Below are 18425 nucleotides of genomic sequence, written 5' to 3'. Positions count from 1 at the left end.
ATTCCTTTAGAAGTAAAATTTGCTTTAATTTTGAAAAATGATGAATTTGAACCGTATATTTACCAGTCAGCGTACCGGTAATAATCCAAATACTGCTGCTTCAAGAACAGATTTTCAGAGAGATTTTGACAGGATTATATTTTCGTCAGCTTTCAGGAGATTGCAGAATAAAACGCAGGTGTTTCCGCTTCCGGGAAGTGTCTTTGTGCACAACAGGCTTACACACTCGCTGGAAGTATCTTCTGTCGGACGGAGTTTGGGAAGTGTGATTGGTGAATATATTGCGGATAATTTTCGTTCAGAACTTTCCGAAGAATCCATAAACTTTTACAATCACAATTTAGGAAATGTCATAGCTGCTGCCTGCCTTTGTCATGATGTTGGAAATCCTGCTTTCGGACATTCTGGTGAAGACGCAATTGCAAGTTATTTTGAAAGGAATGAAAGCCAGATAAAACATCAGTTTTCCGAAAGGGAGTGGGCAGATCTTGTAAATTTTGAAGGAAATGCAAATGCAATCCGTGTATTGACTCATCAGCAACAGGGAAAAGATTTCGGCGGAACGCAGCTTACTTTAACAACCCTTGCAAGCATTGCAAAATATCCTTGTGAAGCGGTTGCAAAAAAGAAAGGAATTATTCACAGGAAAAAATTCGGTTTTTTTCAGAACGAAAAAGAAACTTTTCTGGAGATTGCAAAAGGCGTCAGCTTATTACAGGAAAATGAGGAACCTTTTATTTTTAAAAGACATCCCTTTGTCTGGCTGGTAGAAGCTGCTGATGATATCTGTTATAATATTATTGATATGGAAGATGCACACCGTTTGGGAATTGTTTCTACAGCAGACTGTAAAAATCTCTTTTTTGAACTCGTAAAATCAGAAACGGATGACATTAAACGGGTAGAGTCCAAATTAAGCTCTATAGGAAATGAAAATGAGCAGATTTCCTATCTTAGAGCAAAAGTCATCAATGCTTTGATCAATAAATCGGTTGAACTTTTTAAATCTAATTTTAATACGATTCTTGAAGGAAATTTGGATAAAGCACTTCTGGATATCTATAAATCTGAAAATAAAACCTTGCAGGATATTGAAACTTTTTCCATTGAAAAAATTTACAATCACAGAGCGGTTGTAGAGATCGAAAACGCGGGTTATAACGTGATGTATGAATTGCTGGATCATTTCATCCCTTCTATTTTAAAACCTGAAGATGAAAGAAAATCTTACGATAAAAAAGCGCTGAAACTATTGCCGAAGCAGTTTGTGTATGAAGAGGGAAGTGATTATCAGAAAACCTTGGGGATTATTGATTTTGTTTCCGGGATGACGGATAACTATGCTACAGATCTTTACCGAAAAATAAAAGGTATAGATATCGGGATGACAATGTAAAAACTGAGAATTATTATGATATTTCTGTAACAAATCCGTATCTTATCGACAAATCAATTAAAATAAAAAACTTATGGTGTATTTAGGTATTTTGGTCTTTTTCGGACTGGTAACATTACTGGCTTCTTTTTTTATCGTAAAACAGGAAACGGCAGCTATTGTAGAGCGTTTAGGTAAACTTCACTCTGTGCGTCACGCAGGTCTTCAATTGAAGATTCCTTTTATAGATCAGATTTCCAAGAGAATGAATCTCAGAATTCAGCAGTTGGATGTTATCATTGATACTAAAACTTTAGACAACGTATTTATCCGTATGAAAGTTTCGGTGCAGTTTCAGGTCATCAGAACACAGGTTGCAGACGCTTATTATCGTCTTGAAAATCCTGAAGGTCAGATCACGTCATATGTTTTTGACGTAGTAAGAGCTGAAGTTCCTAAGATGAAACTGGATGATGTATTTGTTAAAAAAGATGATATTGCTGTTGCCGTAAAAGGTGAGTTGCAGGATGCAATGCAAAGTTACGGTTATGACATTGTAAAAGCTTTGGTAACCGATATTGATCCGGACGAGCAGGTAAAGCATGCAATGAACAGAATCAACGCAGCTGAAAGAGAAAAAACAGCTGCAGAATACGAATCTGAAGCACAGAGAATCAGGATTGTTGCGGTAGCAAAAGCTGAGGCAGAGTCTAAGAAACTTCAGGGGCAGGGTATTGCAGATCAGCGACGTGAGATTGCAAAAGGATTGCAGGAGTCTGTACATATGCTCAACTCGGTAAATATCAAGCCACAGGAAGCATCTGCATTAATCGTGGTAACGCAGCATTATGATACTTTACAGTCTATTGGTGCTAATAACAGAAGTAATCTTGTACTTTTACCCAACTCTCCGACTGCAGCAAGTACAATGCTGAATGATCTTGTAGTGTCTATGGCAGCAACGCAGAAAATAGATGATTTAGGGATTAACGACAAATAATAATATTCTAAATAAGAAAAAAATAGCTCTCAGATTAATGAGAGCTATTTTTATTTTTTGACTTTGGAAATCTGTTTTAGCAAAGTATATTTTATTGAAGAGCCGTCCATCGGAGGATTTTCAATTTTTTCGGGTTTAATTTTTAGAGTATATTCAAAACCCGGTTCATAGGTAAATCCTTCAATATTCGTATACATCATTTCCCAGTTGTCTGATTCTTTCTCTTTTATCTGGAGGCATTTCATCGGAGCAACTCCGGTGCAGTCTGCAGTTTGAGAAGCAACCATAATTGTCTTTTCGTTGGACATATTTGATGTGGTTTTACACTGAAGAATAATCAGGAATACTGCTGATGCTGCAAAAGCTTTTAATAATGGTTTAAAATAATTCATAGGTTCAATTTTTTTTATTGAGAATTAAATTTTTGCTTTCCGGTTAAAAGTTCAAAAAATAACCTGAAATCTGACAGCAAAGACCATAAAGGATATCTGAATGTCGCCGGACTGTTTTTTTCTATCATGGCATGACTAAGCCAGGCAAAGCCGTATCCAAAAATCGGAACGTACCACAAAAATCTTTCTTTTCCTGAATAAATAACGTATCCTATAACCAACAATACCAAAAGAGTTCCGATAAAGTGAAAAATTCTTGTTCCTGTTTTGCTGTGTTCGGTAAGATAAAACTGATAGAATTCGGAAAATGTTTTTATTCTTTCTGACATGGCTTCAATTTTAGTTTAGAAAATTATTGCAATAAATCCGCCAAAATAAAAAGACGAACCATTTTCTGATTCGTCTATATCATGTTATTGTGCAGTGCTTCTAAGCTTGCTGTTTCTATACCCATAGCAGAAATATATAACCAAGCCTACAGCAAACCATAATCCGAACCAAAACCAGTTATCATGGCTCATGCCGGTTAGAAGATAAAGACAAGAGCTTAATCCTACTAAAGGAATTAAAGATAGGTTTTTAATAAAAGTAATAATGCACAGTAAAATATTAAGAATGATAAATACAAATATTGCAATTCTAAACTCAAGATATGTGTTATCTTTTACAACAATATGATTTTTATTCGAGAATGTTTTAAATGAACTTTCAATTGATTTTGATGCATCCTGACTTTCATTTTTTAAAACGAAAAACGGATCTTCTGTATTTTTTTTAGAAGTAATCAGTCTGTTTTCAATGTCTGTAATGCTGTATTTTTCACCATTTAAAAAAGTTTCTCCGTTTTTGGTAATAATTACCTTATCTGGTTCTTCAAAAAATGCTGGTTGATAAAAGTAAAATCCAATTAATCCTCCAACAAACAGGATGGGGAAAATAATTTTACCATTAATATAAGGAAGGTGAAAACGACCTTTGATTTTTTCTTTCGGAGGCAGCATTAAAACCCCTGCGCAAACCAAAACAAATGCAAAAATAGTTCCTATGCTTGTAAAATCCAGAATGAAACTTTTATCAGTGAAAATAATGGGAACTCCCACTACAATTCCCGTAACTATAGTTGCAAAAGCCGGTGTCTTATATTTTGGATGTACATTCTGAAATTTTTCCGGCATCAGTCCGTCGCGGCTCATGGCGTACCATATTCTCGGCTGTCCCATCTGGAAAACGAGTAAAACGGTTGTAATGGCGACAATGGCAACAAAGGAGATAGTAAGTTCCATCCATGCGACATTAGCATTAGATTTTTCAAAAATAAACGAAAGAGGATCTCCGATTCCGTCAAATTTTCTGTAATCTACCATTCCGGTAAGAACAAGAGTAAGACAGATATAAATTACCGTACATAAAGCCAGAGAAATAATCATTCCTTTAGGAAGTGTTTTCTGTGGATTTTTTGTTTCTTCTGAAAGTACACTGAGTGCATCAAAGCCAATATAGGCAAAGAAAACTCCGGAAACGGCGCTCATTACTCCGGCAAAACCATTCGGCATAAAAGAAGGAATTCCGGTTTCCAGACTTACAGGAGTCCAGTTTTCTGTATTGATGTAGGCTGTTCCAACCAAAATAATCAGAACTATTACAGCAAGTTTTAAGATAACAAGAGAATTATTAAAATTTTTGCTCTCTTTTACACCACGGTAGCAAAGCCAGGTAATCAATCCATTAATAACCAAAGCCGGAATATCCACAATAAATTTTAGATTTCCAAGCAGGGGAGCGGTGTTCCAGGCATTGATGAGTTCTTTATTTTCAGAACCGTTCTGGAAAGCTTTTTTTGCTTCTGTGTAGCTACAGGTAAAATAATCAGGAATATGCATTCCAAGTCGTTCCAGAAAGCTTGTAAAATAATCCGACCATGAAAAAGCAACATAAATATTTCCGAAAGAATATTCCATAATCAGTGCCCATCCGATAACCCATGCCATTAACTCCCCAAAACTTGCGTAAGCATAGGTGTAAGCAGAACCGGCTTTAGGGATTCTGCTTGCAAATTCAGCATAGCATAAAGCAGTAAAACCACAAGCAAAACCACAAATTAAATATAATAAGATCACGCCGGGTCCCCCTCTGAAAACAGCTTCTCCCAAACTGCTGAAACTTCCCGCACCAATAATGGCGGCAATACCGAAAAATACGATGTCCCAAACACCGAGAACACGTAATAAATTTGTTGAAGTATCGTTATCTGAGTACTGTTTTCTTCTGAAAAGCTGGTTCATTCAATAGTTGATTTGAAGTTTGAAAAAAACAAATGTAATTATTTCTCTTAAATAATTAATATTTTCTTAATATTTCTTTAGGCTATATTAAGATATATTAAAATATTGTCCACATATTAACATTGTCAAAAAAGGCTTGTCTGCATAATATATTTTACCTATTTTCGTTGGTAATTTGTGGATAAAATCTCATCTGAAATTTAAATAACCGGTCTAGATTTGCTTCCGGTTTCCATTTAAAATTTGATATTAATGAAATCAAAAAAAATACTATTAGCCGTTGCGGTTTTCTATTTCGGAATTTCCGAAGCGCAACAGTCTCAATATTTTACCCAAAAAGAAAACTACAGGTTTAATCTTGCCGAAAATCTTTATCAGACCAAAGTGTACAATGCTTCACAGTTTGAATATGCACGGCAGTATTTTTATAATCAAAATCTGGAACAGTCTAAGAAAGAAGCTGCTCAGTTTTTTGACAATGTAATTGGAGTTATTCTTCAGAAAAATCATGCAGAAGAAGGTCTGACTGCTTTTATGAAAGAATATCCCAAATCTGCATATTTTGCACAGGCAAATTTGCCTTTAGCCGATTATTATTTAGCAAAAAAAGATTTTAAGGAGGCTTTAAAAACGCTGAAGAAAGTTAATCAATATCAGCTTACCCGCGAAGAAAATACGCAATATGTTCTGAAACTCGGTTATGCAAAATTTATGACCGGAAATTCTAAAGGTGCTATTGATGCGCTGGAAGAAGCTTATAAAACAGCCGATGAATCTCAGAAAGGTGAAATTGCTTATATGCTCGGACATTTACACTATTCCAAGAGAGAAAACAGTGAGGCGTTTCAGTATTTTGATTCCATCAAAGATCAGCCTAAGTTTTCAAGACTTGTACGTCCGTATTATGTACAGATGTATTATAATGATAAAGATTATGACAAGGCAATAACTGAAGGAACAGCATTATTGAATGAGGATCTTTCGGATTCTTATAAAGCCGAAGTTCATAAGATCATCGGGGAAAGTTATTTTATGAAAAATGACTACAATTCTGCTTATCCACATCTGAAAGATTATCTGAGCGTACAGCAGAATCCTTCTGAAAATGATTTGTACGAAATGGGATTTGTTGCGGCACAGCTTAAGAAATATGACGAGGCTGTTTCTTATTATAATCAGTTACTGAACAGCAATTCTGCATTGGCTCAGAATGCTTATTATCAATTAGGAAATGCCTATTTGGCGGTTGATAAAAAGCAGGAAGCGCTTTCAGCATTCCGTTCTTCTTACCAAATGGATTATGATGTAAATGTTAAAAAGCTGGCTCATGAGCAGTATGCAAAACTCAGCTACGATATCGGAAATCCTTTTGAAAGCCCTACAACAGTCATTCAGAATTACATAACCATCAATAATAATGATGCTAAAACTGCAGAAATGAGATCACTTTTGGTGAAATCTTATCTGTATTCCGGTAATTTTAAAGAAACGCTTAATGCGATTGATAAACTTCCCAACTCAACTCCAGAAACGGATAAAGTAGACCAGGAGGTTTCTTATTTATTGGGAACAGAAGAATTCAACAAAGGAAATTTTGATGAAGCAGAAAGATATTTTCTGAGAAGTCTCGAATTTAATATTAATAAAGAATTTCACAGCAGAGCATTGTACTGGCTTGGACAGGTATATTACCAAAAAGGCAATTATCCTTCGGCAATCGTTCGCTACGAAAAACTTCTCAATCAGGATTTTCCTGAAAAACAGCAGCTTTCTTACGATTTGGGATATGCTTATTTTAAATCTAAAAAATTTGATCAGGCAGAGCAGTATTTTACGCAATATTTGAAAAATCCGAAGCCGGAGTTTAAAAATGATGCCGAACTTCGTTTAGCAGATATCAATTACGCCAACAATGATCTGGATAATGCAATCGCAATTTATGAAAAGAACGAAGATGCAACAGATTATACATTGTATCAGAAAGCTTTGGCATTAGGTTTTAAAAACGACAATGCTGCCAAAATCAGTAATTTGAAATCGCTCATCTCGAAATATCCAAATTCTGAATATGAGGATGATGCACAGTACGAAATCGGGGTTGCTTATGCTGCTCAGGATGATTATAATAACTCGAATGATTTCTTCGGGAAAGTAATAAAATCTTCTTCCGACCGGGATTTGGTTGCCAATGCATCTATCTATAGAGCCCAGAATTATATTGATCAGAACCAAAATGATAAAGCTTTATCTGAGCTGAGATCTTTAGGTGAGCAATACAAAAATACAGCTTACGCACAGAAAATTGTACAGGCTTCTAAACCGATTTTTACTAAAAACGGAGATGTTGCCGGGTATGAAGGTTTTGCGAGAAATATAGGAGTTAATATAGCGGCTTCTGAGATCGATGAAATCAATTTGTCTACAGCAAAGCAATATTTCACCAAGAAAGATTACAAAAATGCAATCTCCTATTATGAAAAATATTTAACTCAGAATCCTGCAGGAGAAGGTCTTTATCAGGCTAAATATGAATTAGGCGAAAGTTATTATCAGAATAGTAATCCTACAAAAGCACTTCTTGTTCTGCAGGAGGTTGCAGAGGTACAGAATGATTATCAGGATGATGCCGCAACCAGAGTAGCTCAGATTTATATTGCTCAGGGTGACAGCAGTGAAGCTAAAAAATACCTTCATAATATTAGAAATTCGTCTAACATTAATGTCAGAAATTATGCGAATGTAGAACTGATGAAAATGTATGCGGAAGAAAAGAATTTCCCGGAGGCTGAAAAATTAGCCAATGCTGTTATTGCCAACAGTAAAAATTCTGCAGCAGTGATCGAAACTGCAAAAGTAATCAAGGCGAGAAGCCTTATGAATTCGGGGAAAGATAAAGATGCTCAGACAGCTTATGCTGCTCTTGAAAAATCTTCCAATACAGAAGTTGCTGCAGAAGCGCTTTATGCAAAAGCATATTATCAGAATAAAGGAAAAGCGTATAAATCTTCAAACGAAACTATTTTCAAACTGGCAAATAATTATGCATCAGAAGATTATTGGGGAGCAAAAGCTTTGGTCTTGATGGCTAAAAACTATATTGGTCTGAAAGATAATTATCAGGCAAGTTATACCTGCGATCAGATTATTGCCAATTATGCAGATTTCCCTGAAATTGTAGCAGAGGCAAAAGAGGTTAAAAAAATGATTAAAAAGTAAAATGTACTGTCGTATTCATGTAAAATTTGTTGATGTAATTTAATCATTAATACTTTTTACTTTATACATTAATACAACATATATGAACAAGAAAATTCAAATATTATCTATACTTTTCTTAGGAGTTTCTTCTGTAGCGTTTTCTCAGATTAAAGAAGAAAGATTGATTCTTAATAAAAAAAGAGAGCCGGAAGTAAAAAAAATCGAAAAGAAAAAAACTTCTGTAGTCACGGAGAAGAATTATCCGCCCGAAGAGAAATCCGCAAATCCCGTAAAATATACGATTACAGATGTTCCTGCGGTATCAGATTTTAAAACTTCAACCATTCAGGGAGAAGATGTCGCTCCGAAGTTTGAAGGAACAGCCCAAAACAACTATTTCCAGATTGGAATGGGGAATTACGGGAAGATTCTGGCTGATGGAAATATTTCCAAAACTCTTGAAAATAAACTGGAAGTAGGAGCGGATGTTCACGTTTTGTCTACCAACGGATTAAAAAAAGATTATCCTTGGGATTCTAAACAAAGTTCAGCAACTTTAGGTGCATTTTTAAATTCTTACGGAGAAAAGGGTAAGATCAACGTAAATGCAGAATATGGCTTAGATAATTATAATTATTACGGAATTTACGCTTTGGCTCCTTCGGCGGATGTAGATTTGACGCAGAAAGTCAATCAGTTTAAAGTGAATGGTTATTACGATTTTTATTCTAATGAAATCTTAAATGACGTAAGAGTAAAATCATCATTCTTAACGGATCATTTTAATGCCAAAGAGAATCAGGCGTCTATTTTGGCAAACCTTTCCAAACACGCCGTTGAACTTTCAAAGAACGGAATTGTGATGAATGCTGATTTAGGTTTGGGCTTAGAAACCGTAAAAACCGATTTTGCTTTACTCAGCAAAAATTCTGCAACATTTTTTAATGCAGATATTGCTCCGAAAATTACTTTTGCGAAGGGTGAATCTTATCTTACTCTAGGTTCTGTATTTAATTTTTTAAATGCCAGAAACTCAAATATGATGCTTGCTGAAGAAGTGAAAAACAACAAAACGTATTGGTTTCCAAAAGCAGAATTTCAGGTAGCTGCCTCTAATGAATTCAAATTTTACGGAGGAATCGACGGTGGTTTAAAATTAAATACCTACGGAGAATTGCTTCAGGCAAACCCCTTTCTTGTTTCAGATCAATTGCTGAGACCTACAGAAACAACGTATCATTTCTATGCAGGTTTGAGAGGGGATATTGATGAAACTTTTAAATATGATGTTTCCGCAGGATTTGGCAAGATGAAAAATATTATGTTTTTCAGCGCCAACAATCTTTTTTCTAACGAGTTTACTTTAGACAGACCGGGATTTGATTTTGCCAACACATTTTCTGCTGTTTACGATGACGGAAATGTAAGCGACATTAAAGGAAGTCTTCAGTATTTTCCGCTGGAGAATCTGGTTGTAGATGCCGATGTAAGATTTTTAAGATATGATCTTAAGAATTACGAAAATATTTATAATGTTCCTTTATTGACAGGAAGTATCGGTGCAAAATATACTTTATTGGATAAAAAACTGTCTTTAGGCTTCAGAGGAATATTTGCAAGTGACAGAACTACAAACTCTTACTTGCTAGAAGATGTGGCAAATCCCGCTATGATGTTTCAGTCTACGGAGGATACCAATGATAAAGTTGGCGGTTATGCAGATTTAAACTTATCAGCAGAGTACAAAATTCACAAAAATTTCAGTATTTTTGCACTCGGAAATAATCTTTTAAGCTCTAAATATCAGACGTACAAAGGATATAAAGTTCTTGGTGCACAGATTACAGGAGGAGCGAAGATCACTTTCTAAGAAATTATTGATAAATGGTGATTAATGCATGACTATTATATCAATTAAATAAAATGGCTGCATAGTTTAATGGATAGAACTTCGGATTTCGGCTCCGACAGTGAGGGTTCGAATCCTTCTGCGGTCACATTTGCCCCTTTATCGGGGCTTTTTTATTGTTTAAAATTCAGGCAGATTATATCAGAAAATTTGTTTACAGATTGAGTAATCTGTACTGTTGAGGAGAGTATTTTGTAGAAGATTTGAAATATTTTCCAAAATGAGAGTTGTCGTTGAAGCCAAGCTCATAGGAAATCTGCGTTACAGAAAGTGTTGTATGAAGGAGCAGTCTTTTCGCTTCGAGTATTACCCGGTTTTTAATCATTTCACCCGCAGAAATGTCCATATTTTCTTTGATAAGTGCATTCAGGTAATTGGGTGTCAAATTGAGTTTTTCTGCATATTTTGAAGTGATTTTCAGTTCTTTATAATGCTTTTCTACGAGACTGCTGAAGTTTTCTACAATTTCTTTTTTATGGTCCGGAGATTTTTTGCTGCGGTTTCGTTTATTTGAATTCCTAATATATTTTAAGATAAAAACTTTCAACAAAAGACAAATTATCTCTTTTCTCAGTAATTTATTTTTGCTGTATTCTTTCTGAAGTTCTTCAAAAGTTCTGAAGAGATCTTCTGCATTATCATCAGAAGGCAAAATGTATGGCGCCACATCATGAAGAGCTGTATCGCTTTTGATGACTTTATTTCCGGTATAGATATAATTGTAAAATGATTTGGTAAACAGAAGCGCATTTCCTTCTATGCACTCAAAGTTTTTAAAATGATATACCTGATTATAATTGATGAAAAAAAACTTCATAGGTTGCAAATCAAACTCCTGATGATCAATCATAAGAGATCCTTTAGCATTCCTGAAAAGTAAAACTGCATAAAACTTATTTTTAAAATGTAAATCTGAGCCTGGCTGTAATTTTGCTGCAAATTCTTCAAGCGGCATCATGATAAAGTCATTTCGCAGTGGTGAGGGTTTTTTAAGCCTGCTTAAAGTAAGGGATTGAATGGTATGATTCACAATTTCAATATTTTCTTTATCAAATATAAACATAAAAAATACCATAATTGCTTATGGTATAATATAACTCAAATAAACTCTTAATTAAGATGTTCCAGTATTTTCAGATGCTTTGCACTGATTTTCTTTTCAATTGTTTTATCTACATATTCAGAGTTCATTGCACGCAGAACAGCCATATAATTCATACTGAATTCAATGGTGTCTCCAATATGGTAATCGTTGCCGTTATCTGCAAGATCAAGAATCATCATGTCTGAACTGGCTCCGATGATTTCAACCCCGGAATATTTCGGCTTTATATTTTTAGGATCAATATCCAAAATACCGACATCAACAATAGCTCTGACTGAGGTTTTTCCTTTGTTTCTTTTATCGTGCACGGGTTTTTCTCCGGTAAGGTTTGTTCCTATATCTCCCGTAGGAATCATTGGTTTTTCTACAATTTCGATGATCTCTGCCGTAAGCTTAAAAACATCCTGATACATTCCTTTGATTACTGAATCGTGGTAAACATCGGTACCGAAAAACAGGGTTTCACCAATTCTGAAATGGTTGATTCCTTCCGGTATTTTATTTTTAAAAATAAGCGGAATAGTAACTGATGAACCTGCTGATATGAATGGAATTTTTGTCTGATGAGTTTCCTCAATAATTTCTTTAAAACGGTTGAGTTCAGTTAATTTTTTCTCATCAGGAAGGATTCCGTTGAGACAGTTGAGGTTGGTTCCTATTCCCACCACTTCGATATTAGACATTTTGATCACTTCACCATAAAATGACGATAGATTTTTTATCATGATACCTTCTCTTAATTCTCCCATTTCCACCATGATAACAATTTTATGTGTTTTGTTTTGCTTGATGGCTTCATCAGAAAGGGCTTTAATAGTATCTAATTCTGTATTAAAACTAACATCTGCATATTTTACAATGCTTTTAGCCAGTCTTTTTGCAGGTGGTTTTATGTAAACCGTCTGCGTTTTTGGAGAAAGATCTTTTATGTGGCGCAAATTTGTCAGCCGGGAATCGCAGATTTCCTTATCAAAGATTTCCAGAAGACTTTGCAGAAACTTCTCATTACCGCAAAGCAATTTTGCAACTACAGCCCATTCGATGTTATTTTCTTTGAAAAGTTCGTTGAGGTAATTGTAATTATGAAGTAATTTGCTGGTATTTAAAGTAATGTGTGACATTTTATTTTTTTAATCGCATTTCAAGATATTTACTGGAAAATCCTAGTTTCCTGTAAAGATGTATTGCCGGATTTTCCGGTTCACAATGGAGGGCGATATCTCCCTGTGAAGAATCAATAGCATGATGCATCAGTTTTTTTCCGATGCCTTTTCCACGTATGTTTTTATCAGTGGCAATATACACGAGAATGTTTTCGGGAATATATCCGCCCATACCGGTTTTATTTACAACAACGGCTCCCACAATATCATTTTTATCTTCATCTCTTGCAGTAATAATAATACCACCTGGCTTGTTGTTATATCCTAATGCGTAGTCGACAGCATCAGAAATATCTTTTTCCGGATCACCGTATTGTTCCAAATGTTCGAAAAGAAACTGTATGATCTCTTTTTTTTGATTTGTAATGAGTTGGTTTTCATCTGAATATTTTTGTAATGTTATCATAATTTTTGTTTTATCCGGGAGATGGCAGAGTAATATCAATACCCATATTATCATCCGTTTTTTCTTTGTCAATCATTCTTTTGCTTTTTAAGAAAAATAAAGGAATGTCTGTATTATTAATAATTTGTTTGAAGAAATTTTCCAGGAAGAATGATTTCCAGCTGTCTTCATCCTTATAATTAAGAATAATAATGTCAGCATCATCTTCATGAGAAAATTTGGATATTTGAGTGGCTTTGCTTCTTGTCATTAAAAACTGTGAGTCATAGTCCTGCGCTTTAATGGCAATACTTGTCCGGGCTCTTTGGTAAGCATCTTTAATTTTTAATAGATCATCTTCATTGCTGATTCCCAAAAGGCTGATAACGCCCTTGTTTTTCTTTGCAATAGCAATTGAGAGGTCAACTTTATCAGCAAGATCTTCTAAAACTCTTACAGGCACGAGGATCTTGTCAAAAGCATATTTTCTGCATTTTTCAGGAACCAGTAAAACAGAACTGTTGGCTTCTGTTAAAATTTCATAAGAAAGCGAACCTAAAAATAATTGGGTGAAATTTTGCCGTCCTGAACTTCCACAAACTACAAGATCTACCGCTTCTTCATGAACTGTATCATTGATAGCGTGCACCAAACTGTCATTTTTAATCAAAGTCTGCAATTTCAGCTCAGGATATTGTGACGTGATGGAAATTTCCAATTCGTTAAGTGCAAACTCTGTTTTTTTATAGTTTTCATCAATAGTTTCCGCGCCTATAGCCTGCTTTCCCGTTCTGTCGATGATGGTATGGTTGGTTATATTGTGAAATAATATAACTCTTGCTTTGTGACGTAGAGCAATATTTACAGCCATTACGACCGCATTACGTGATTTTTCTGTAAAATCAACCGCCACTAAAATTGTACTGATAAAATTTTGCATTTGGTTTAGAATAATTCTAAAATTAATATACAAATTTAGATAATACCAATCTCAATTAGTGTTAAAAATGAACGGACTTATGGTATAATTTATCTTTTTTAAAATGAAAATAAAAATATAGGTGAATTATAACCGCTAGAAAATTGAAATTAAGGAAACTTCAATACAATAGTAAATTGGTAAAATTTTAAAATACTCTTTTAATCCTTAAAACTTTAAAATTGTAAATATTTTTTTAATTGACAATTTAAGAATGTAGAAAATTATATTGATAATCCTCATATTGGACTAACAGTAAAATGGCACAGACAAGATAGAAAACTAAAATATAAAGTTACTATGAAAGGAATTGTTATAACTTCCGGAACAAACATTATAAGAGCAGCACAAATGCAAAATCATTTTGAGATTATTCTATCTGATGTTTTGATTTGTCTACCTGATTTAAGGACAACACTCCTTATAAATACAAAAAAAATTTAAACGAGTATTTTATTTTCAGCTGAAATTATAATTAATAATGACAAGTCTCAGAACGAAATGTACAAAATCTTCATCAGCTTTATTTCTGTTGATTAGTCTGTTTTTATAATCATAAGAAGTAAGCGTTTTGATCAGATTTTTGTAAATATCAAAATCTTCCCCCTTTAATTTTATTTTGACGAAGCCGTCTTTTCTGTTGATAATTTGATCATCCAAAGTTCTTACTTTTAGAATAACCTCGCACAATTTAGAACCCTTTCCGGTATATCTTTCAACAACATTTACCTTAAAAGCATCAAACAAAATAGCATGAAATACAAGATTGGCGTTAGATTCCGGTGTTCGAAGCTTAAGTTGATAATTCATTTTGAAATAGTTTTAAATATGCATCGAAAATACAAAAAAATCCTTTAATTATAGCGGATTTCAATCATGTTCCCATGCATATATGTTATGTATTTTAATAAAAAGGATAAGAGGCTTTTGTAAGCCTCTTATTTTAGTTGAATAAGTCTTTTACTTTGTCAAAAAAAGTTTTTTCTTTTCCGGATGGTTCTGCAACCATTTCTCCGGAATTCATTTGTTTCTCAAAAAAGTCTTTTTGATCTTTTGTAAGCTTTTGCGGTGTCCAGACGTTGATATGAATAAACATATCGCCTTTTCCATAACTGTCGATACTTGGTAAACCTTTTCCTGCCAATCTTAATATTTTTCCTGATTGCGTTCCTGCATCTATTGTTATTTTTACCTTTCCGCCCACAGTAGGAATTTCTTTTTTGGTTCCAAGTGCCGCTTCTGCAAAAGAAATATATAATTCCTGGTGAAGATTATCGCCTTCTCTCTTTATCGTCTGATCAGATTCTTCTTCAATAATCACCAAAAGATCTCCCGGTACTCCTCCAAAAGGAGCATCGTTACCTTTTCCTCTTACATTAAGCTGGATACCGTCTCTTGCACCTGCCGGAATATTAATGGTAACTTCTTCTTCATCTTTTATTAAACCCTGAGCATTGGCTCCTGCCGGAATTTTATCAGCTACTTTTCCGATTCCTTGACAAGTTCCGCAGGTAGTTTGGGTTTGCATCTGTCCGAACATGGTGTTCATCACCTTCATCTGTACTCCTGAACCATTACACGTAGGACAGGTTTTTGAAGTCGCACCTTCTGCCAGCTTCATTTTTTTTACCTTGAGGGTTTTTTGGGTTCCGTTAACCATTTCCTCAAGGTTTAGCTTGATTCTGACTCTGAGATTAGAACCTTTTACCTGTTGACGACCACCGCCGCCACCGCCAAAACCGCCAAAGCCACCACCGAAAATATCTCCAAACTGGCTGAAAATATCTTCCATATTCATACCGCCGCCGAAACCACCGCCGCCAAAGCCGCCGTTTCCGCTAACTCCAGCATGACCAAACTGGTCATATCTTGCACGTTTTTGTTCGTCGCTCAGTACTTCATAAGCTTCAGCAGCCTCTTTAAATTTTTCTTCAGCAACTTTGTCACCCGGATTTTTATCCGGATGATATTTAATTGCCATTTTTCGGTAGGCTTTTTTTATTTCGTCGGCACTCGCAGATTTGCTGATCTCAAGAACCTCGTAATAATCTCTTTTTGACATGATATATTATAATTGATGATTGATAAATGATAATTGATGTTTTTCTGGGTGTCTGTGAAAATTGTCATCTGTAATCACTCATCACTTATCATTAATGAATTTTAGTTTCCTGTAACTACTTTGGCAAAACGTATTACTTTTTCTCCTAAAGTATAGCCTGTTTCAATAACATCTACTATTTTACCTTTCAACTCTTCAGAAGGAGCAGGAATTTGGGTAATAGCTTCGTGAAAATCTACATTAAAACTATCTCCGGCTCTTACTTCCATTGCCTTAAGTCCTTTTTCGGTAAGCTTGTTTTTAAACTTGTTGTAAATCAGTTCAACACCCTGAAGATCTGCTTCACTTCCGTTCTTTGCGATCTCTTTTAATGCTCTTTCAAAATCATCCAAAACTCCCAACATAGAAATCATCATGTCTTGGTTAGCGTACTGAAAGAATTCCATTTTTTCTTTGGAAGTTCTTTTCTTGTAATTTTCAAATTCTGCATACAGTCTGATGTAACGGTCTTTCTCTACTGCCAAAAGTTCTTCCGTAGAAGGAGTTTCTGTCACATTTTCCTGTTGAGTATCTTGAGTTTCGTTTACGTTTTCTTCCTGTTTATTGATGTTTTCTTCGTTGATATCCTGGTTTTCCATATTTCAATAACTTTTACACAGAGGTTTGTCAAACATTCTGCCAAAGAGAAAAAAATGACAATAAGGCAGATTTGGATAAGTGATTTTGCCATTATATTCAAAAATAAAGCTGGAAACACCCAATATTCAATCCGCTATTAGTTTTTGAAGCTTTTTCGTGCTATCCACTCATACTCCTCGCGCCGAAGCTTTCTTTCAGAGCCATTTCCTGCTGCGGGGTAACCGTTACTATCACGGCTAGGGTTTTAGTTATTTTTTTCACTATTATCAATCAGTAGAAATTTTGTATCAGTTTTGTTGTGGTGATATATTTTTCTTTGCTGCAGCTTAAGGTGAAAAAAGCCATTCTCTGTAAAATGATTGACTTTTAATTATTTGTTGAATTATAATAGCCCTGATTGAAGCATTGTCTGAGCTCTTTTCTCTGTTTTTTCGGCGGCGAAGCCGCCGAAAAAACAGAGAAAAAGCGAGTGCGGAAAGCAGGAATAGCTCCTAAAAAATATTTAAAAAAATGTTTGCAGTAAAAGATAAACATTCAGAAAAATGATTATAATTGAAATAATCCAGACGGAAATTTTCAGAAAAGGTTTATTGGCAAACTCACCCATCTTTGCTTTATCATTTGTAAACATCACCAACGGAACAACAGCAAAACTAAGCTGCATTGAAAGGATTACCTGACTTAAGACCAGTAGATCGGTAGTTCCTTCTTCGCCGTAAATAATAGTAACAATTAATGCAGGAATCACAGCAATAAGCCTTGTGATTAATCGTCTAAGCCAAGGTTTCAGACGGATATTCAGAAAACCCTCCATCACGATTTGTCCGGCAAGCGTTCCGGTCAATGTCGAATTTTGTCCGGATGCGAGAAGCGCAATGGCAAATGCAACACTTGCCATGGAAGCTCCCAATATCGGAGTCAGCATTTTATAAGCGTCATGGATGTCGGCTACGTTTTTATTTCCTGTGGTATGAAATGTTGCTGCGGCTAAAATCAAAATAGCTGCATTGATAAAAAAAGCAATTAACAAAGAAAACGTACTGTCTAATGTAGCAAACTTTATCGCTTCTTTTTTTCCTTCACTATCTCTGGTATAATCTCTTGTCTGCACGATACTGCTGTGAAGATAGAGATTGTGCGGCATGACGGTAGCTCCCAAAATCCCTATTCCGATATATAACATAGCAGGATTTGTAATGATTTCTTTTTGAGGAACCAGACCTCCTAAAATGGCATTGATTTCAGGCTTTGAAATTATAATTTCATATCCAAAGCAGGCAAGAATAATAAAGATAAGACCTGCAACGATACTTTCTATCCATCGAAATCCTTTTGCCTGAAGAAGTAAAATTAAAAGAACATCAATTGTTGTAATCACGATTCCCCACGTAAGCGGAATGCCAAATAAAAGATTGAGCGCAATAGCAGAGCCGATTACTTCTGCCAGATCGCAGGCTGCAATGGCTATTTCGCAGAATACCCAAAGAATAAAATTGGTTGTGGGCTTAAAATGATCTCTGCAGGCCTGGGCTAAATCTCTTTCGGCAACAACCCCCAACTTTACGGACAGATGTTGCAGGATCATTGCAAAAATATTGGAAATAAGAACAACGGAAAGTAATGTATATCCGAATTGTGCTCCACCGGCAATATCTGTTGCCCAATTTCCGGGATCCATGTAGCCGACGGCAATCATCAGACCGGGACCGGCAAAAGCTAAATATTTTCTCCAGAAACCAGACTTTTTCGGTATGGATATGGAAGAGAATACTTCGGGTAAAGAGTTGGATGTTTTTTCTTTTCTCCAGCCGTTTTTTGTGTTGAGACTCATTTTTTTTGTTAGAATTGACTAACAAATTTAATTAAATAAAACAAATAACAATATTATTCATAAAAAAATCCTGAAAATTATTTCAGGATTTATTATAAGTCTGTT

General features: G+C 35.0%; 15 protein-coding genes and 1 tRNA gene. 5 read left to right on the top strand and 11 right to left on the bottom strand.

Going from position 1 to position 18425, the window contains the following annotated elements:
- The first annotated feature begins 40 nt into the window (after positions 1 to 40).
- Together FNE73_RS10225 and FNE73_RS10220 are read left to right on the top strand one after the other, a co-directional pair.
- On the top strand, positions 41 to 1396 hold the full coding sequence (locus tag FNE73_RS10225; protein ID WP_143884631.1) for a deoxyguanosinetriphosphate triphosphohydrolase: 1356 nt from the start codon (positions 41 to 43) through the stop codon (positions 1394 to 1396).
- A gap of 73 nt (positions 1397 to 1469) precedes the next feature.
- A complete protein-coding gene (locus tag FNE73_RS10220) occupies positions 1470 to 2375 on the top strand; it encodes an SPFH domain-containing protein (protein WP_143884510.1) in 906 nt (301 codons plus the stop codon).
- Between the two features lie 50 nt (positions 2376 to 2425).
- Here FNE73_RS10220 and FNE73_RS10215 read toward each other — a convergent pair whose 3' ends face one another.
- The 3 genes from FNE73_RS10215 to FNE73_RS10200 form a co-directional block, all read right to left on the bottom strand.
- The gene (locus tag FNE73_RS10215) at positions 2426 to 2767 is read right to left on the bottom strand and encodes a DUF4377 domain-containing protein (RefSeq protein WP_143884509.1); all 342 of its coding nucleotides are present in this window, start codon (positions 2765 to 2767) and stop codon (positions 2426 to 2428) included.
- Between the two features lie 14 nt (positions 2768 to 2781).
- The gene (locus FNE73_RS10210; RefSeq protein WP_143884508.1) at positions 2782 to 3096 is read right to left on the bottom strand and encodes a DUF962 domain-containing protein; all 315 of its coding nucleotides are present in this window, start codon (positions 3094 to 3096) and stop codon (positions 2782 to 2784) included.
- Positions 3097 to 3180: 84 nt separating this feature from the next.
- Positions 3181 to 5049 (bottom strand): amino acid permease, encoded by a 1869-nt coding sequence (locus FNE73_RS10200; protein WP_228430016.1) that lies wholly within the window; start codon positions 5047 to 5049, stop codon positions 3181 to 3183.
- Positions 5050 to 5301: 252 nt separating this feature from the next.
- On the opposite strand from FNE73_RS10200, the gene FNE73_RS10195 reads away from it, so the two are divergent.
- The 3 genes from FNE73_RS10195 to FNE73_RS10185 all read left to right on the top strand — a co-directional run bounded on the left by FNE73_RS10195 (position 5302) and on the right by FNE73_RS10185 (position 10244).
- On the top strand, positions 5302 to 8265 hold the full coding sequence (locus FNE73_RS10195; protein WP_143884507.1) for a tetratricopeptide repeat protein: 2964 nt from the start codon (positions 5302 to 5304) through the stop codon (positions 8263 to 8265).
- Positions 8266 to 8347: 82 nt separating this feature from the next.
- Positions 8348 to 10117 (top strand): TonB-dependent receptor, encoded by a 1770-nt coding sequence (locus FNE73_RS10190; protein ID WP_143884506.1) that lies wholly within the window; start codon positions 8348 to 8350, stop codon positions 10115 to 10117.
- Positions 10118 to 10172: 55 nt separating this feature from the next.
- Positions 10173 to 10244 (top strand) — tRNA-Arg (locus FNE73_RS10185).
- Between the two features lie 66 nt (positions 10245 to 10310).
- On the opposite strand, the gene FNE73_RS10180 is transcribed toward FNE73_RS10185, so the two are convergent.
- The 8 genes from FNE73_RS10180 to FNE73_RS10145 form a co-directional block, all read right to left on the bottom strand.
- Positions 10311 to 11219 (bottom strand): helix-turn-helix domain-containing protein, encoded by a 909-nt coding sequence (locus tag FNE73_RS10180; RefSeq protein WP_185147330.1) that lies wholly within the window; start codon positions 11217 to 11219, stop codon positions 10311 to 10313.
- 47 nt (positions 11220 to 11266) lie between these two features.
- Complete coding sequence (locus tag FNE73_RS10175; RefSeq protein ID WP_143884504.1) at positions 11267 to 12382, bottom strand: alanine racemase; 1116 nt, start codon at positions 12380 to 12382, stop codon at positions 11267 to 11269.
- A gap of 1 nt (position 12383) precedes the next feature.
- Positions 12384 to 12830 (bottom strand): GNAT family N-acetyltransferase, encoded by a 447-nt coding sequence (locus FNE73_RS10170; protein WP_143884503.1) that lies wholly within the window; start codon positions 12828 to 12830, stop codon positions 12384 to 12386.
- Positions 12831 to 12840: 10 nt separating this feature from the next.
- Entirely contained in the window at positions 12841 to 13749 is a 909-nt protein-coding gene (locus FNE73_RS10165) for a universal stress protein (protein ID WP_143884502.1), read from the bottom strand.
- Between the two features lie 498 nt (positions 13750 to 14247).
- Positions 14248 to 14598 carry a prevent-host-death protein gene (locus tag FNE73_RS10160; protein ID WP_143884501.1) on the bottom strand — a complete coding sequence of 117 codons (351 nt, stop codon included), beginning with the start codon at positions 14596 to 14598 and terminating at the stop codon, positions 14248 to 14250.
- Between the two features lie 133 nt (positions 14599 to 14731).
- Positions 14732 to 15850, bottom strand: a complete 1119-nt coding sequence (dnaJ, locus tag FNE73_RS10155; RefSeq protein ID WP_143884500.1) for a molecular chaperone DnaJ — start codon at positions 15848 to 15850, stop codon at positions 14732 to 14734.
- Between the two features lie 101 nt (positions 15851 to 15951).
- Positions 15952 to 16488, bottom strand: a complete 537-nt coding sequence (locus tag FNE73_RS10150; RefSeq protein WP_143884499.1) for a nucleotide exchange factor GrpE — start codon at positions 16486 to 16488, stop codon at positions 15952 to 15954.
- 503 nt (positions 16489 to 16991) lie between these two features.
- The gene (locus FNE73_RS10145; RefSeq protein ID WP_143884498.1) at positions 16992 to 18320 is read right to left on the bottom strand and encodes an Nramp family divalent metal transporter; all 1329 of its coding nucleotides are present in this window, start codon (positions 18318 to 18320) and stop codon (positions 16992 to 16994) included.
- Positions 18321 to 18425: the final 105 nt, after the last annotated feature.

Source organism: Chryseobacterium binzhouense (genome assembly GCF_007474545.1).
In the GTDB taxonomy this organism is placed as follows: Bacteria; Bacteroidota; Bacteroidia; order Flavobacteriales; family Weeksellaceae; genus Chryseobacterium; species Chryseobacterium binzhouense.
The sequence above is the reverse complement of the archived record's forward strand: the minus strand, read 5'-3'. Positions and strand labels throughout refer to the sequence as shown.

Bases quoted from the DNA above. Each gene is read 5' to 3' on its own strand.
- FNE73_RS10215 (WP_143884509.1), bottom strand. From the start codon at position 2,767: ATGAATTATTTTAAACCATTATTAAAAGCTTTTGCAGCATCAGCAGTA.
- FNE73_RS10200 (WP_228430016.1), bottom strand. From the start codon at position 5,049: ATGAACCAGCTTTTCAGAAGAAAACAGTACTCAGATAACGATACTTCA.
- FNE73_RS10175 (WP_143884504.1), bottom strand. From the start codon at position 12,382: ATGTCACACATTACTTTAAATACCAGCAAATTACTTCATAATTACAAT.
- FNE73_RS10220 (WP_143884510.1), top strand. From the start codon at position 1,470: ATGGTGTATTTAGGTATTTTGGTCTTTTTCGGACTGGTAACATTACTG.
- FNE73_RS10180 (WP_185147330.1), bottom strand. From the start codon at position 11,219: ATGTTTATATTTGATAAAGAAAATATTGAAATTGTGAATCATACCATT.
- FNE73_RS10225 (WP_143884631.1), top strand. From the start codon at position 41: ATGAATTTGAACCGTATATTTACCAGTCAGCGTACCGGTAATAATCCA.
- FNE73_RS10145 (WP_143884498.1), bottom strand. From the start codon at position 18,320: ATGAGTCTCAACACAAAAAACGGCTGGAGAAAAGAAAAAACATCCAAC.
- FNE73_RS10160 (WP_143884501.1), bottom strand. From the start codon at position 14,598: ATGAATTATCAACTTAAGCTTCGAACACCGGAATCTAACGCCAATCTT.
- FNE73_RS10210 (WP_143884508.1), bottom strand. From the start codon at position 3,096: ATGTCAGAAAGAATAAAAACATTTTCCGAATTCTATCAGTTTTATCTT.
- FNE73_RS10190 (WP_143884506.1), top strand. From the start codon at position 8,348: ATGAACAAGAAAATTCAAATATTATCTATACTTTTCTTAGGAGTTTCT.
- FNE73_RS10165 (WP_143884502.1), bottom strand. From the start codon at position 13,749: ATGCAAAATTTTATCAGTACAATTTTAGTGGCGGTTGATTTTACAGAA.
- FNE73_RS10195 (WP_143884507.1), top strand. From the start codon at position 5,302: ATGAAATCAAAAAAAATACTATTAGCCGTTGCGGTTTTCTATTTCGGA.
- dnaJ (WP_143884500.1), bottom strand. From the start codon at position 15,850: ATGTCAAAAAGAGATTATTACGAGGTTCTTGAGATCAGCAAATCTGCG.
- FNE73_RS10170 (WP_143884503.1), bottom strand. From the start codon at position 12,830: ATGATAACATTACAAAAATATTCAGATGAAAACCAACTCATTACAAAT.
- FNE73_RS10150 (WP_143884499.1), bottom strand. From the start codon at position 16,488: ATGGAAAACCAGGATATCAACGAAGAAAACATCAATAAACAGGAAGAA.